A 13,243-nucleotide genomic window follows, 5' to 3' on the forward strand; every position below is an offset into this window, starting at 1 on the left:
TTCACCGGCCACCCACCCGTGGGGCCGTCGCCAACCGGGCCACGTCCCGCAGCACCTGGTCCAGGCTGCCGGCGCCGGCCCAGCGCACCACAGGCACGCCGTGCTCCCGGAGCTGCCCGATCATGATCTCCCGATCCAGGCGCCACAGCCGGTACGCCACCTCGGCCCAACCCCGGTCCTTCGGCGACGCCAGGTCGGTCGGCAACGTGTCGACAGCCACCACGAACCGCCCGCCCCGGGCCAACCGGGCGAGCATCTGCGCCGACCGCTCGTCCAGCAACGGGGTGAGCACCACCACCAACGCGTCCGAGGAGAGCAACTGCGGGCCGAAGACCTGGTCGTACGGCTCGTGCGCGGACGCGTGGACCCGGACGTCGAGCAGCCACTCCAGGACGGTCAGGTACTGCCGCCGCCCGGCGGCCGGCCGGAGCCGGCGGGCTGCCGGCCCGTACTCCAGCAGCGAGACCCGATCACCTCGGTGCAGGTAGTGCTCCGCGATCGCGGCGGTGGCCCGGACTGTGGTGTCCAGCACCGAGGCGGCGCCGCCCACCCCACCGGAGCGACCCGCCTCGGCGAGCACGTCGAGCAGCACCACCACCTCCGCGTCCCGGTCGGAGAGCGTGGCCGCCACGTGCAGCTGCCGGGCCCGCAACGAGACCCGCCAGTCGATCCGGCGCAACCGGTCGCCGGGGGCGAAGACCCGTACGCCGGCCAACTCGCCGCCCTCACCGGGTCGGCGGGAGTGGTGCGCCCCGACCAGACCGGCGGCCCGGGGCATCGCCTCCACCGCCTCGAACGGCTCGGTACGCGGGTACACCCGCACCCGGACCGGTTCGGTGATCACCGCCCGGGAGACCAGCAGACCACCAGCCGTGGCGACCCGCGCGCCGGCGGGGCCGATCGGGTGCCGGCCCCAGCGCACTGCCTTGCCGGCCAGGTCCAGGTCCACAGCGGCACCCGTCGGCACCGAGGTCACGAACGGCCGGTCCGCTGCGGAACGGCGCCCGCCGTTGCCCGGAGCCGTCGCACCGGTCGCCGGCAGGGCGCTCGGCTCCCCGCCGTCGACGGCTCCGTCGCGGACGAAGCCGGCCCGGTCGATCCGCAGCCACGGCGACACGCGGGAACGCATCACCACCAGGTCGTAGTCGACAGTGTCCGGGTTGCCGACGCTCACCGCCGCCGCCACGTCGCCGCCCTCGACCAGCGGCCCGCCGTCCCCCTGGGTGATCCACACCTGCGGCAGCGCCGTGGGCCGTCGACGCAGCGCGTACGCGGTGCCCAGCGCGAACGGGGCGGCGAGCACGATCAGGTCCACCCGACCCAGCAGCACGCCGGCCACCAGCAGCAGACCGGCGAGCAGCACCGCACGGCCGAGCGCCGGGGTGGGCGCCCAGCCGGCAGCCGGTTCCGCTTCGGTGGCCCTCGGCACGGTCGGTCCGGTCATCAGTGCCGGGGCCCGCCGGCGGCGTAGCTGGGCAGCGCGCCACTGGCCGGGGCGGGCGTCGACTCCAGCACCTCGCCCACCACGAACGCCGGATCGACCCGGCGCAACCACATCTCCGGGCGCAGGGTGATCCGGTGCGCCAGGGCGGGCGCCGCCACCGACTTGACGTCCTCCGGCACCACGTAGTCCCGGCCGCCGAACACCGCGCGGACCCGGGCCAGCAGCAACAGCGCCAGCGAACCGCGAGGTGACGCACCGACCAGCACCGACGGGTGCTCCCGGGTGGCCGCGGTGAGCGACACGATGTAGCGGCCGATGGAGTCCTCCACCACCACGTCCTCCAGGGCGGCCTGCATGGCCCGCAGCGTCGCCGCGTCGACCACCGCCTTGATGTCCGCCTCCTCCCGGCGACGGCTCATCCGACGGCGCAGCACCTCCCACTCCTCCTCGTGCTGGGGGTAGCCGAACGACACCCGCAGCAGGAACCGGTCCAGCTGCGCCTCGGGCAGCGGGTAGGTGCCCTCGTACTCGATGGGGTTGGCGGTGGCCAGCACGTGGAACGGCTCGTCCAGCTTGTAGGTGACACCCTCCACCGACACCTGCTTCTCCTGCATCGCCTCCAGGAGCGCGGACTGGGTCTTCGGCGGCGTCCGGTTGATCTCGTCGGCGAGGAGCAGGTTCGTGAAGACCGGGCCGGCCCGGAAGGTGAAGTCGCCGTTGCGCTGGTCGTAGAGGAACGAGCCGGTGACGTCGGCGGGGAGCAGGTCGGGGGTGAACTGCAAGCGACGGAAGTCCAACCCGAGCGCCTGGGCGAACGAGCGGGCGGTAAGCGTCTTACCGAGCCCTGGCAGGTCCTCCAGGAGCACGTGTCCGCCCGCGAGGATGCCGGCGAGGACCAGCTCCAACGCGTCCCGTTTGCCGACCACGACGGTGCCGACCGCGTCCAGGACCGCCCGAGCCAGCTGCCCGACCTCGGCGGGGGCAATGCTTCGGTCCACGTCGTTCATCAGGATCGCGGCGTGGAAAGCGGACCTTTCAGGGCCAAAATTCCACGGCGCTCCCTCCCCTCGATGCTCGTCTTAACTGATGAACCGATAGAATGTGAGGAATGGGTGAGGTGGTGAAGCGGGCCTACAAGTACCGCTTTTATCCGACCCCCGAACAGGCCGAACAGCTCAACCGCACGTTCGGCTGCGTGCGTAAGGTGTACAACCTCGCCCTCGACGCGCGCACCCGCGCGTGGGCCGTTGGCCAACAGCGCAGCACCTACGTGCAATCGTCGGCATGGCTCACCGAGTGGAAACGCACCAGCGAACTGGCTTATCTCAACGAGGTGAGCTCCGTGCCCTTGCAGCAGACGCTGCGGCACCTGCAAGCCGCGTTCGCAGCCTTCTGGGGGAAGCGCTCGCGCTACCCGCGCTTCAAGTCCAAGCGAAGGTCCCGGGCATCGGCGGAATACACCCGCTCGGCGTTCTGCTGGCGCCACGGGCAACTCACCCTCGCCAAGATGGACGCACCGCTGACCATCGTGTGGTCGCGACCCCTGCCCGAAGGTGCCGAACCATCGACGGTCACCGTGTCGCGAGACGCCACTGGCCGCTGGTTCGTTTCCATACTGGTCAACGACCCAACCGTCGAGCCCTTGCCCCCGCTGCCCTTGGTGGTGGGGGCAGACGCAGGCATCACTAGTCTGCTCACCCTCTCCACCGGGGAGAAAATCACCAACCCGCGCCACGAGCGGGCTGAGCGGCGCAAGTTGGCCAAGGCGCAACGGAACCTGTCGCGTAAGGCCAAGGACTCCGCCAACCGGACCAAAGCCCGCCTTGCGGTGGCCCGGATCTATGCCCGCATCGCCGACCGGCGTCGTGACCATTTGCACAAGCTGTCGACTCGACTCGTCCGCGAGAATCAAACGGTCGTGATCGAAGACCTCAGCGTCCGCACCATGATGCGTAACCACAGCCTCGCCCGCGCGATTACGGACGCGGCGTGGACGCAACTGCGCAACATGATCGAGTACAAGGCGGCCTGGTACGGACGGACCGTGATCGCCGTCGACCGCTGGTGCCCGAGTACGAAGACCTGTTCGGCGTGCGGGCGGATCAACACCGCCATGGCTCTCGGCGTTCGCGCCTGGACGTGCCCTGGGTGCGATGCCGTACACGACCGGGATATCAATGCCGCTAGAAACATCCTCGCCGCCGGGCTGGCGGAGAGGTAAACCGCCTGTGGAGGGGCGATAAGACCCAACCCGCGTCAGCGGTGAAGGCACGGCCCGATGAAACAGGAACCCCCTCGGGTGACCAAGGGAATCCCTGCCCTTCAGGGCGGTGGAGGATGTCAACAGATGCTCTCCAGTTCGGCGACGATCACCGCGAGTTCGCGCGGCGACGGGGTGCGGCGAGGCGGGGTCTCCAGGAACGTCCACAGGCGGTCACCCAGCAGGACACGGGCGCGGGCGGGATCCGACTCACGGGTGACGCCGTGTTTCAGCCGCATCCGCTCGTCGGCCAGCTCACCGATCCGGGGCAGGACCGTGCCGCTGAACCGTTCGGGACGGGTCGAGGACCAGTCCAGGGGCCATTCCCACCGGTTGATCGCGCTCCCCAGCGCGTCCCGGGCAGCCCAGTTGTAGCTGCCGTCCTCCTCGCCCGTGCCGACCCGACCACCGCCGGGCGGGGGTGGCGGCGGCGCGAGCAGGGCGGTGACCCGGCGCACCGCCAGCACGGCGAGCACCCCGGCGATCAGTACCGGCAGCGAGACCTGGAGGCCCACCGCGCGCAGGCCGACGAGCAGGACCGCGACCAGCGCGGCGGCCCACCCGAGTAGACGCAGCACCGGACGCCACCGGGAGTCGCGCGCCTCCGGACCGACCGGCGCCGCCTCCTCCTCGAACGCGAGCAGATCGTCGATGCTGGTGCTGCTCATGAGGCCACCGCCGTGGTGAGCTCTCCGCGCAGCCGGCCAAGCGCGGCGCGGGCCTGGTCCCGGGTGCCTTCACCGACCGGGTGGGTGGCGTACCGGGCCTCCCGGTAGACGTGCGCGAACTCGGCCAGCACGTCGGTGCTGGCGATGGCCGGCACGCCCGCCGCCGGGTCACCCTGCAACAGCCGGCTGACCAGGTCGGTGGGGGTGTCCCCGGCGAGTCTCGGCACACCTGCCGCGGCGGCGGTCTCCTCCAGACGCACCCAACAGGCGATCACCGCCACCCGGGGGTCGGTGTCCCGGTCGTCGAGCTCCACCAGGCCGGCGTCGAGGGCGGCCACCACCTCACGGGCGGTGCCCTCGGCCGTACGACGGGCCCGCTGCGCCGGTAGTGCCCGGGTGGTGCGGCGCAGCGCGCCCCGGATGAGGATCCAGCTGAGGTAGCCGAGCGCGGCGAGGATGGCCAGCCCGAGCAGGACCACCGCCACCGTGCCGACCCACTGCGGGATGTGCGCCTGGGTGGCCTCGCCTGCGTCGCGTGGCTCGATCGGGATGGACGGTGACGGCTCGACGGTCGGGTACTCGGGAACCCACGGAATGTTGTCCGCCGCCGGCGGGATCCGACTGGCCCCGATCGACGAGTGGGCGGACGCCAGCGCGGCACCGGCGAGCAGGGCGGCGACCGCGCCGACCGGCCACCACCGGCGGAGCAGGCCGAGCACCGGAGGCAGCACGCCCGGCTCGGCGGATGGTACCGGCGTGGGCGGGCGTGTTCCGTCTGTCATCGCCACCACCCCACGCGTCGTCTCAGTCCACTCCGGCCAGCTGTTTAGCCTGGCCGAAGACGTCGTCCAACATCCCTGGTGTCAACCGCCCGGTGAAGGTGTTCTGCTGGCTGACGTGGTAGCAGCCGAGCAAGTCCGGAGCGTTCGTGCCGGACCAGTGTGCCCCATGACCGAACGCCGGTCGCGGGCTGGGCGGGCGCTGCCCGTACACCGCCCGGAGCACCGGCCACCACGCTGCCCAGGCGAACGCGCCCAGCGCGACCACGACCCGCAGCGTGGGCTGGATCAGCGCGACCTCGCGGTGCAGCCAGGGTGCGCAGGTGTCCCGTTCCGCCGGGGTCGGTTTGTTGTCCGGAGGCGCACACCGGACGGCCGAGAAGATCCGCAGGTCTCGCAGGGTCAGCCCGTCGTCGGCGGCGACGCTTGTCGGCTGGTTGGCCAGCCCGGCCCGGTGCAGCGCGGCGAACAGCACGTCACCCGACCGGTCACCGGTGAAGATCCGGCCGGTGCGGTTGCCGCCGTGTGCGGCGGGCGCCAGCCCGAGGATGGCGATCCGCGCGTCACCGGTGCCGAACCCCGGCACCGGCCGACCCCAGTATTCCTGGTCGCGGAAGGCGGCCCGGCGGGTGCGGGCGACCTCCTCCCGCCACTGGACCAGCCGGGGGCAGGCGAAACAGTCGCTCACCGCGGCGTCGAGGTCGGCCAGGTCGGTCGCCCGCGCTGCGCGGGCGACCACCTGTTCGGGGGTACGCGTCTCAGCCAAGCTTCGCCCGGAAGAGTTCCAGGGTGCGAGCCCAGGCGCTGGCGGCGGCGCGCTGGTCGAACGCCTCCGGTCGGTCGTCGTTGAAGAAGGCGTGCGAGGTGCCCGGGTAGTCGTAGAGGTGGCAGTCGCCGCCGGCCTCCTCGATGGCCCGACGGGCGGTCTGTACGCCCTCGTCGGCCGAGGTGCCGTCCTCTTCGGAGCAGTGGATGACGGCTGCCTTACCGGCGTAGTCGGCCCAGTCGGGGCGCATCGACTCCCAGGGCAGCACCGGGTAGAAACCGGCGGTGGCGACGATCCGCTCGGAGATGGTGGCTGACCAGAGGGCCAGGCTGCCACCGGCGCAGAAGCCCACGGCGCCGACCTTACCGGTGACCTCGGGCCGCCCGGCGAGATAGTCGGCCGCACCGGCGATGTCCTTCGCCGCCTCGTCCATCCGCATCGCCAGCAGGAGCCGCTGCGCCTCGTCCGGCTCGCTTGTCGTCTCACCGTGGTAGAAGTCCGGGGCGAGGGCCACGAAACCGGCCTCGGCGAACCGGTCCGCCACCGACCGGATGTGCGGGACCAGGCCCCACCATTCCTGGATGACGATGACGGCGGGGCTGGCCGTGCCGCTGGCGGGTATCGCGAGATACCCCTCGCTCGTGCCCCCGTTGCTGCGGTAGCTCACCATTTCGCCCATAGCCGTCCTCCTAGCGGTCAGTCATCGTTGGCTGGTCGCCCAGTGGTCCTACGTGCCGGTAGCCTGCCACGCCACGGGGCCGTCGGGAAGACGCCGGAACAGTGGCATTCACCTCCTGTTCGCCCCCCGATGACTCCGGGTACGCCGACGGCGGCGGGATCTGCTCCCGCCGCCGTCGACGCCGATCTACCGCTGTGGTCAGACCTTCTTGGTCAGGCAGAGCACATAGCCCGTCTTGCCCGGCTCGATGCTGGAGAAGACGTACCCCTCCTCGCCCTCCGTGAAGAACTGGGTGCAGGTGGTGTCGGCCTTGGCCTGAGCCTCGCTCTGGCCGTTCACCCGACCGACCACGTTGTACGCCGCGTCGGTGGAGGTGCACTCGACGACCTTGGCGCCGTCGACCTCCTCCTGCTCGGTGCCGGTGACCTCGGGCAGCTCGGCGATGCAGTCGCCGGTCTTGGCGTCCGCGGTCTCGTCCTTGTTGAAGTAGTTGCCGATGGCCGAGGCGACGCCGAACTTCAGGCCGGCGATGACGACGACGGCGAGAATCGCACCGACGATGCCGAGGGCCTTCTTCGCACCGGAATTCTCCGCCTTCGGCTCGGCCGGCTGCGGCGTCTCGGCGGCCGGCTGCGGCGTCTCGGCCGGCTGCGGCGCTGCCGCTTGCGGCGTCTCGACGGCCGGCTCAGGGGTTGCGGCGTCGGGCGCGGGGGGCGGTGCGACCTGCTCTGACACGGGGGTTCCTTCCGAGGGGTTGATGAGCAGACGACACCGTAACGATCATTGATTTCCGGTGCCGTCCCGCTCGCCTCGTCCGTTCAGCTATTTCCCAGCTTCAGTTGCATGATCCAGTTCACACAGTGGTTCAGCGCGTCGGGGTGGGGGTTGGCGTTTCGCTCGGCGTGGCGGTCGGACCCGCCGAGGGTTCGCCAGGCGTTCCACCCGGCGTCGGCGTGCCGGTCGGCTCCGACGTCGGCGTGCCGGTCGGCTCGGACGTCGGCGTGCTGATCGCGGGCGGTGCCGACGGTGGGGACACGCCCGGCCCTCGGGGCCCGAAGGGCGCCCGGCCCACGCAGTACGGGTACGGCCGCAGCAGCGGGTTGCCGTACTCGTCAACGCGGCCTTCGCAGTCCGGGTAGCCGAGCCGGATCGGGTTGCCGTCCTGGTCGAAGAGCCGGGCGTTCTCCACCAGCCGGCCCTCGCTGTCGTAGACGAAGACGTCCCGGACCTGGTCGTACGGACCGTTGATCGAGGTCGGATCGATGCCGTAGTCGCCGTAACGCATCCGGTCCTCCGCCTGAAGCAGAGCGGCGAACGCGAAGACCACCAGCACCACGCTGCCGATCTGCACTGCCGAGCGGGGCCAGCGGGTCAACCGCCCGGAGCGGCGGCCGACCCAGATGGAGGCGAGCACGAAGCCGATCAACATGATCATGCCGGCGAGCAACTCACCACCGAACCTCGGCAGCAGCCCGAAGCTGCCGCCAGTGCTGATCACCGTGACCAGCATCGCCGCCAGGTAGCCCCGGAGCACCCACCAGCCGGGGCGCAGCAACTGGAGGAAGTCGCTGGCCGTCGCGTACCCCAGGGGTGGACCGAGCCGGGTGTCGAGCGCGCGCAGCCGGACGCGGGCCCGGGCCATCGCGGTCGCCACCCGCTGGTCGAGGTTGCGCCCGCTGCCCGGTGCGGCGCCGGCCGCGGCGCGCAGCTCGGCGGCGTACGTCTCGGGCTCGCCCAACCGCTCGACGAGGGTGCCCTCGGCCTCGGCCGCGACCTCGGTGAGGTGGTCGGCGAGATCCTCGGTCAGCTCGTCGCGTTGTCCGGCCGGCAGGTCGGCCAGAGCGGCCCGGACCCGCGCCACGTAGTCGGTGATCTCCTGCTCCGTGACGGTCATGCCGCCAACCCCCGATCGTCGAGCAGACTGTCCATGGTGGTGGCGAACGAGCGCCAGAGCTTGCCGGAGCGGGTCAGCTGGTCGCGCCCCGCCGCGTTGAGTGAGTAGTACTTGCGGTGCGGCCCGGATTCGCTCGGCACGACGTAGGTGGTGAGCAGGCCGGCGGCGAAGAGGCGGCGCAGCGTCCCGTAGACCGAGGCGTCGCCGACCTCCTCAAGGCCGGCCTCACGAAGCCTGCGCAGGATGTCGTAGCCGTAACCGTCCTCCTCTCGGAGCACGGCCAGGACGGCCAGGTCGAGCACGCCCTTCAGTAACTGTGTGGTGTCCACGCATTGCACACTAGTGCGTAATGCGCAGTAGCGTCAACGAATCCGCCCCGACACGCCGGGCCGGGCCGCCCCGTCGGGCGAGGCGTTGATCGACTCGGTTTTCAGGAAGTCGGGGCATCCGAGGCGCCCGGACACCGCGACTTCAATGAAGGCGAGTTGATCTAGCCCGCTGGCCCGCTAGCGCGTGGCTGGCTGGAGGCTCCAGGCGATGCCGTCGAGGATGTCGTGCTCCGAGGCGACCACCGACGGCATCCCGGCCCGCTCCATGATCACGCGAAGCACCAGAGCGCCCGCGCCGATCACGTCGGCCCGGCCCGGGTGCATCACCGGGTTCGCCAACCGCTGCGCACGGGTCTGACCCAGCAGCTCCGCTGTCACCCGGGCGACCTCCTCGTACGACACCCGGGCGTGGTGGATGCGCTCCGGGTCGTACTCCCGCAGGCCCTGAGCGAGGGCGACCACTGTGGTGACCGACCCGGCGAGGCCGACCAGGGTGGCCGCCTCGCGACCGGGCACCACGGCGAGCGCCCGGTCCACCACCGCCGCGATGTCGGCCTGCGCCGCCGCGACCTGCGCTGGCGTCGGTGGGTCGCCGGGCAGGTGCCGCTCGGTCATCCGGACGCAGCCGATGTCCACCGAGATCGCCGTGCGCACGCCCTCAGCCCGGTCACCGACCACGAACTCGGTGGAACCCCCGCCGATGTCGACGACCAGGAACGGCTCCTTCGCGTCGCTGGGCAGCCCGCGCACCGCGCCGGTGAACGACAGCCGGGCCTCCTCGTCGCCGCTGACCACCTCGGGCGCGACACCGAGGGTGGCCTGCACCATCTCGGTGAAGTCGGCAGCGTTGGCGGCGTCGCGGGAGGCCGAGGTGGCACACATCCGCACCCGCTGGGCACCCAGCTTCTCGATGTCGGCGGCGTACGACGCCAACGCCACCCGGGTCCGTTCGATCGCCTCCGGCGCCAGTCGGCCGGTGCTGTCCACTCCCTGCCCCAGCCGGACAATCTCCATCCGCCGGGTCAGGTCGACCAGCGGCGCCTGCGGCCCGGCCGAGGCGTCGGGCACGTCGGCGACCAGCAGTCGGATCGAGTTGGTCCCGCAGTCGATGGCCGCCACACGCGTCGTCACGGCAGCAACCTTACGGCAGCCCGCCCAGCCAGATCCGAGTCACAGGCGCAGCAGCATCCGGGTGTTGCCCAGCGTGTTCGGCTTGACCCGCTCCAGGTCCAGGAACTCCGCGACACCCTCGTCGTACGAGCGCAGCAGCTGCTCGTAGACCGGCTGCGGCACCGGAGCGCCGTCGATCTCGCGGAAGCCGAACGAGCCGAAGAACCGGGTCTCGAAGGTGAGCACGAAGATCCGCGCCACGCCCAACTCCCGGGCCGCGTCGATCAGCTCGCCGACCAGCCGGTGACCGATCCGCCGGCCCCGGCAGGACGGGTCCACGGCCACAGTGCGGATCTCGGCCAGGTCCTCCCACATGACGTGCAGCGCGCCGCAGCCCACCACGACGTCGTCCTCGGCCCGGACCGCGACCCGGAACTCCTGCACGTCCTCGAAGAGGGTGACGGTGGCCTTGCTCAGCAGCCGCCGGTCGTCGGTGTAGGTGTCGACGAGTCGCCGAATGCCCCGCACATCCCCGGTGCGGGCCCGCCGGACGAGGATCTGACTCTCGGGTGCCTCCGACCCGGTCTGCGCGCTCATTCGCCCGCCGGCACATCCACGCACGGCCCCGCCGACCACCAGGGCTCGACCAGCTCCAACGTCTCGTCGCCGAACGGGTTGACACCGGGGCCGGCACCCAGCGCGTGACCCAGGTGCACGTGCAGACACTTGACCCGGCCCGGCATCCCGCCGGCCGAGATGCCGGCGATCTCCGGCACCTCGCCGATCGCCTCCCGGCGGGTGAGGTAGTCCTCGTGCGCCGCACGGTAGTGGGCGGCCAACTCCGGATCCGTCGTCAGCCGGTCCGCCATCTCCTTCATCAGCCCCGCCGACTCCAGCCGGCTGCACGCCGCGGTGGCCCGGGGGCAGGTCAGGTAGTAGAGCGTCGGGAACGGGGTGCCGTCGGCGAGGCGGGGGGTCGTCTCCACCACGTCCGGCAAACCGCACGGGCAACGGTGGGCAACCGCCCGGGTGCCGCGGGGCGTGCGGCCGAGCTGCGCGGCCACCGCGGCCAGGTCGGCCTCGGTGGCCGGCTCACGCTGCGGCAGGGGTACGGAATCCGCCGCCGGCTCCGACGGTGGTACGACAGTCACGGTCTCTCCTGGTGCGCTGATCGGTGGGTCACTTGCCCGGCTGCTGGCTGTCGGCTGCCCGCACGCTCGACCAGAGCGTGTCGTACCAGGTCGATGGCCCCGCCGGGGCGGCCGAACCGGCCGACTTCCCGGCGTCCCGGGCGGCGCCCTCCGGGTCGTGCAGCACCACCATCATCTTCTCGCCCGGCCGGCCCATGAAGAACCGCTCCCGAGCCTGCGTCTCGATGAACGCGTCGTCCTGCCACTTCGCGGCTTGCTCGGCGAGCTTGGCGATCTCCTGCTCCTGCACCGCCTGGGCAGCCTCCATCCGCTCGATGTTGGCCTGCTGGTCCAGGTAGACCCGGACCGGGTAGGTGTAGGCCAGCGCGAGCGCGATCAGGACCGCGAACAGCACTGTGGCCCGACCGGTGAAGCGACGGGGGTTGGGTGCGGCGAGTCGCTTCACGGCACCACCGGCGGCGGTACGCCGAGCGGCGGCCGGGCGATTCACGGAGCGCACGCCTTCGACGCCCCGGGCAGCACCCGGCGCGCGACCGGCGGCGCGCGGCTCGGCGCGTACTCCGGCTTCCCGGACCGATCCCCGGGTGGCGCGCCCGCCGCCCGGCCGACCGGACTGACCCGGCCGACGGGCGGGACGCTGACCACCCGGTGTGCGGCGCTGCTGCATCGTCACACCCCTCCCCCGAGGCTTCGTGCGTCTCAGGCCGAACGGTAGCGCGGGAACGCGCCAGCGCCGGCGTAGCGCGCCGCGTCGGCCAGCTCCTCCTCGATCCGGAGCAGCTGGTTGTACTTGGCGACCCGGTCCGAACGGGCCGGCGCGCCGGTCTTGATCTGGCCGCAGCCGGTGGCCACCGCCAGGTCGGCGATCGTGGTGTCCTCGGTCTCGCCGGAGCGGTGGCTCATCATGCACTTGAAGCCGGCCCGGTGGGCCAGGTCCACCGCGTCCAGGGTCTCGGTCAGCGAACCGATCTGGTTGACCTTGACGAGAACCGCGTTCGCCGCCTTCTCCGCGATGCCACGGGCGATGCGCTGCGGGTTGGTCACGAACAGGTCGTCACCGACGATCTGCACCCGGTCGCCGATCGAGGCGGTCAGCGTCTGCCAACCACTCCAGTCGTCCTCGGCCAGCGGGTCCTCGATCGACACGATCGGGTACTCGTCGGCCAGCTTCGTGTAGTAGGTGCTCATCTCCTCGGCGGACTTCGCGGCACCCTCGAACGTGTAGGTGCCGTTGTCGAAGAACTCCGTGGCCGCCACGTCGAGCGCGAACACGATGTCGGTGCCGAGCCGGTAGCCGGCCTTCTCGACCGCCTCGGCGATCAGGTCCAGGGCCGCCGCGTTGGTCGGCAGGTTCGGCGCGAAGCCACCCTCGTCGCCGAGCCCGGTGGAGAGGCCCTTCTTCTTCAGCACCGACTTCAGCGCGTGGTAGACCTCCGCGCCCGAGCGCAGCGCCTCACGGAACGTGGGCGCGCCGATCGGCGCGATCATGAATTCCTGAATGTCGACGTTCGAGTCGGCGTGCGCGCCACCGTTGAGGATGTTCATCATCGGCACGGGCAGGAGGTGCGCGTTCGGGCCGCCCAGGTAGCGGAAGAGGCTCAGCTCGGCGCTGCCGGCAGCGGCCTTCGCCACCGCCAGGGAGACCCCCAGGATGGCGTTCGCGCCCAGCTCCGACTTGCTGTCGGTGCCGTCGATGTCGAGCATCTTCTGGTCGATCAGCCGCTGCTCGCTGGCCTCGTACCCGATGATCTGGTCGACGATCTTGTCTTCGACGTTGGAGACCGCCTTCTCCACGCCCTTGCCCTGGTAGCGGTCGGCGTCACCGTCGCGCAGCTCGATCGCCTCGAAGGCGCCGGTGGAGGCGCCGGACGGCACGGCGGCGCGGGCTACCGTGCCGTCGTCCAGACCGACCTCGACCTCGACCGTCGGGTTGCCCCGCGAGTCGAGAATCTCCCGGGCGACGATTCCCTCGATGGTTGCCACTAAGTCGCTCCTCGTTGTTGTGATCCGGTCCGTGGGTGGGCCGCGACGGTGCGGCTGAGGCAGGTGTTGAACGCAGCGTATCGGGCGGCGCGAACGGGCATGGCGTCGCCCGCGCACCCGGGCCGCCCCGCGCTGACGGACATTCCCGGATTTCCGGGCGTCAACCGGCAACGGGTTTGC

The 13,243-nt window shown here is 71.4% G+C and carries 15 protein-coding genes; 1 reads left to right on the forward strand and 14 read right to left on the reverse strand.

Features of this window, described 5'->3' with window-relative positions:
• Position 1 precedes the first annotated feature (1 nt).
• Both ABZU74_RS06100 and ABZU74_RS06105 read right to left on the reverse strand, forming a co-directional pair.
• Positions 2-1,444 carry a DUF58 domain-containing protein gene (locus ABZU74_RS06100; protein WP_355419001.1) on the reverse strand — a complete coding sequence of 481 codons (1,443 nt, stop codon included), beginning with the start codon at positions 1,442-1,444 and terminating at the stop codon, positions 2-4.
• The gene (locus tag ABZU74_RS06105; RefSeq protein WP_355419003.1) at positions 1,444-2,451 is read right to left on the reverse strand and encodes a MoxR family ATPase; all 1,008 of its coding nucleotides are present in this window, start codon (positions 2,449-2,451) and stop codon (positions 1,444-1,446) included. Before ABZU74_RS06105 ends, ABZU74_RS06100 begins: the two co-directional genes overlap by 1 nt.
• A gap of 101 nt (positions 2,452-2,552) precedes the next feature.
• Here ABZU74_RS06105 and ABZU74_RS06110 point away from each other — a divergent pair, with 101 nt between their 5' ends.
• On the forward strand, positions 2,553-3,665 hold the full coding sequence (locus ABZU74_RS06110) for an RNA-guided endonuclease TnpB family protein (RefSeq protein WP_355419005.1): 1,113 nt from the start codon (positions 2,553-2,555) through the stop codon (positions 3,663-3,665).
• A gap of 119 nt (positions 3,666-3,784) precedes the next feature.
• On the opposite strand, the gene ABZU74_RS06115 is transcribed toward ABZU74_RS06110, so the two are convergent.
• The 12 genes from ABZU74_RS06115 to eno all read right to left on the reverse strand — a co-directional run bounded on the left by ABZU74_RS06115 (position 3,785) and on the right by eno (position 13,063).
• Positions 3,785-4,372 carry a hypothetical protein gene (locus tag ABZU74_RS06115; protein ID WP_355419007.1) on the reverse strand — a complete coding sequence of 196 codons (588 nt, stop codon included), beginning with the start codon at positions 4,370-4,372 and terminating at the stop codon, positions 3,785-3,787.
• Positions 4,369-5,154, reverse strand: coding sequence for a DUF4129 domain-containing protein (locus ABZU74_RS06120; protein ID WP_355419009.1), 786 nt, complete (start codon positions 5,152-5,154; stop codon positions 4,369-4,371). Before ABZU74_RS06120 ends, ABZU74_RS06115 begins: the two co-directional genes overlap by 4 nt.
• Positions 5,155-5,176: 22 nt before the next feature.
• Positions 5,177-5,890 (reverse strand): uracil-DNA glycosylase, encoded by a 714-nt coding sequence (locus tag ABZU74_RS06125; RefSeq protein ID WP_355419151.1) that lies wholly within the window; start codon positions 5,888-5,890, stop codon positions 5,177-5,179.
• 19 nt (positions 5,891-5,909) lie between these two features.
• Entirely contained in the window at positions 5,910-6,596 is a 687-nt protein-coding gene (locus tag ABZU74_RS06130) for a dienelactone hydrolase family protein (RefSeq protein ID WP_112671006.1), read from the reverse strand.
• A 198-nt stretch (positions 6,597-6,794) separates the two neighbouring features.
• Complete coding sequence (locus ABZU74_RS06135) at positions 6,795-7,331, reverse strand: hypothetical protein (protein WP_355419011.1); 537 nt, start codon at positions 7,329-7,331, stop codon at positions 6,795-6,797.
• A gap of 130 nt (positions 7,332-7,461) precedes the next feature.
• A complete protein-coding gene (locus ABZU74_RS06140) occupies positions 7,462-8,490 on the reverse strand; it encodes a hypothetical protein (protein WP_355419013.1) in 1,029 nt (342 codons plus the stop codon).
• The gene (locus tag ABZU74_RS06145) at positions 8,487-8,819 is read right to left on the reverse strand and encodes a PadR family transcriptional regulator (protein WP_109820301.1); all 333 of its coding nucleotides are present in this window, start codon (positions 8,817-8,819) and stop codon (positions 8,487-8,489) included. The genes ABZU74_RS06140 and ABZU74_RS06145 overlap by 4 nt, the downstream gene beginning before the upstream one ends.
• A 177-nt stretch (positions 8,820-8,996) precedes the next feature.
• The gene (locus ABZU74_RS06150) at positions 8,997-9,938 is read right to left on the reverse strand and encodes a Ppx/GppA phosphatase family protein (protein WP_355419153.1); all 942 of its coding nucleotides are present in this window, start codon (positions 9,936-9,938) and stop codon (positions 8,997-8,999) included.
• A gap of 51 nt (positions 9,939-9,989) precedes the next feature.
• Entirely contained in the window at positions 9,990-10,526 is a 537-nt protein-coding gene (locus ABZU74_RS06155; RefSeq protein ID WP_355419015.1) for an amino-acid N-acetyltransferase, read from the reverse strand.
• Positions 10,523-11,080: a DUF501 domain-containing protein gene (locus tag ABZU74_RS06160; RefSeq protein ID WP_238660960.1), complete on the reverse strand. Its 558-nt coding sequence runs from the start codon at positions 11,078-11,080 to the stop codon at positions 10,523-10,525. Before ABZU74_RS06160 ends, ABZU74_RS06155 begins: the two co-directional genes overlap by 4 nt.
• A gap of 28 nt (positions 11,081-11,108) precedes the next feature.
• Positions 11,109-11,747: a septum formation initiator family protein gene (locus ABZU74_RS06165; protein WP_355419018.1), complete on the reverse strand. Its 639-nt coding sequence runs from the start codon at positions 11,745-11,747 to the stop codon at positions 11,109-11,111.
• A gap of 32 nt (positions 11,748-11,779) precedes the next feature.
• On the reverse strand, positions 11,780-13,063 hold the full coding sequence (eno, locus tag ABZU74_RS06170) for a phosphopyruvate hydratase (protein ID WP_030328795.1): 1,284 nt from the start codon (positions 13,061-13,063) through the stop codon (positions 11,780-11,782).
• Positions 13,064-13,243: the final 180 nt, after the last annotated feature.

The sequence above is a fragment of the Micromonospora sp. NPDC005171 genome, assembly GCF_040608575.1.
In the GTDB taxonomy this organism is placed as follows: Bacteria; Actinomycetota; Actinomycetes; order Mycobacteriales; family Micromonosporaceae; genus Micromonospora.

Bases quoted from the DNA above. Each gene is read 5' to 3' on its own strand.
- ABZU74_RS06120 (WP_355419009.1), bottom strand. From the start codon at position 5,154: ATGACAGACGGAACACGCCCGCCCACGCCGGTACCATCCGCCGAGCCG.
- ABZU74_RS06165 (WP_355419018.1), bottom strand. From the start codon at position 11,747: ATGCAGCAGCGCCGCACACCGGGTGGTCAGCGTCCCGCCCGTCGGCCG.
- ABZU74_RS06130 (WP_112671006.1), bottom strand. From the start codon at position 6,596: ATGGGCGAAATGGTGAGCTACCGCAGCAACGGGGGCACGAGCGAGGGG.
- ABZU74_RS06140 (WP_355419013.1), bottom strand. From the start codon at position 8,490: ATGACCGTCACGGAGCAGGAGATCACCGACTACGTGGCGCGGGTCCGG.
- ABZU74_RS06115 (WP_355419007.1), bottom strand. From the start codon at position 4,372: ATGAGCAGCACCAGCATCGACGATCTGCTCGCGTTCGAGGAGGAGGCG.
- ABZU74_RS06155 (WP_355419015.1), bottom strand. From the start codon at position 10,526: ATGAGCGCGCAGACCGGGTCGGAGGCACCCGAGAGTCAGATCCTCGTC.
- ABZU74_RS06105 (WP_355419003.1), bottom strand. From the start codon at position 2,451: ATGAACGACGTGGACCGAAGCATTGCCCCCGCCGAGGTCGGGCAGCTG.
- ABZU74_RS06100 (WP_355419001.1), bottom strand. From the start codon at position 1,444: ATGACCGGACCGACCGTGCCGAGGGCCACCGAAGCGGAACCGGCTGCC.
- ABZU74_RS06110 (WP_355419005.1), top strand. From the start codon at position 2,553: ATGGGTGAGGTGGTGAAGCGGGCCTACAAGTACCGCTTTTATCCGACC.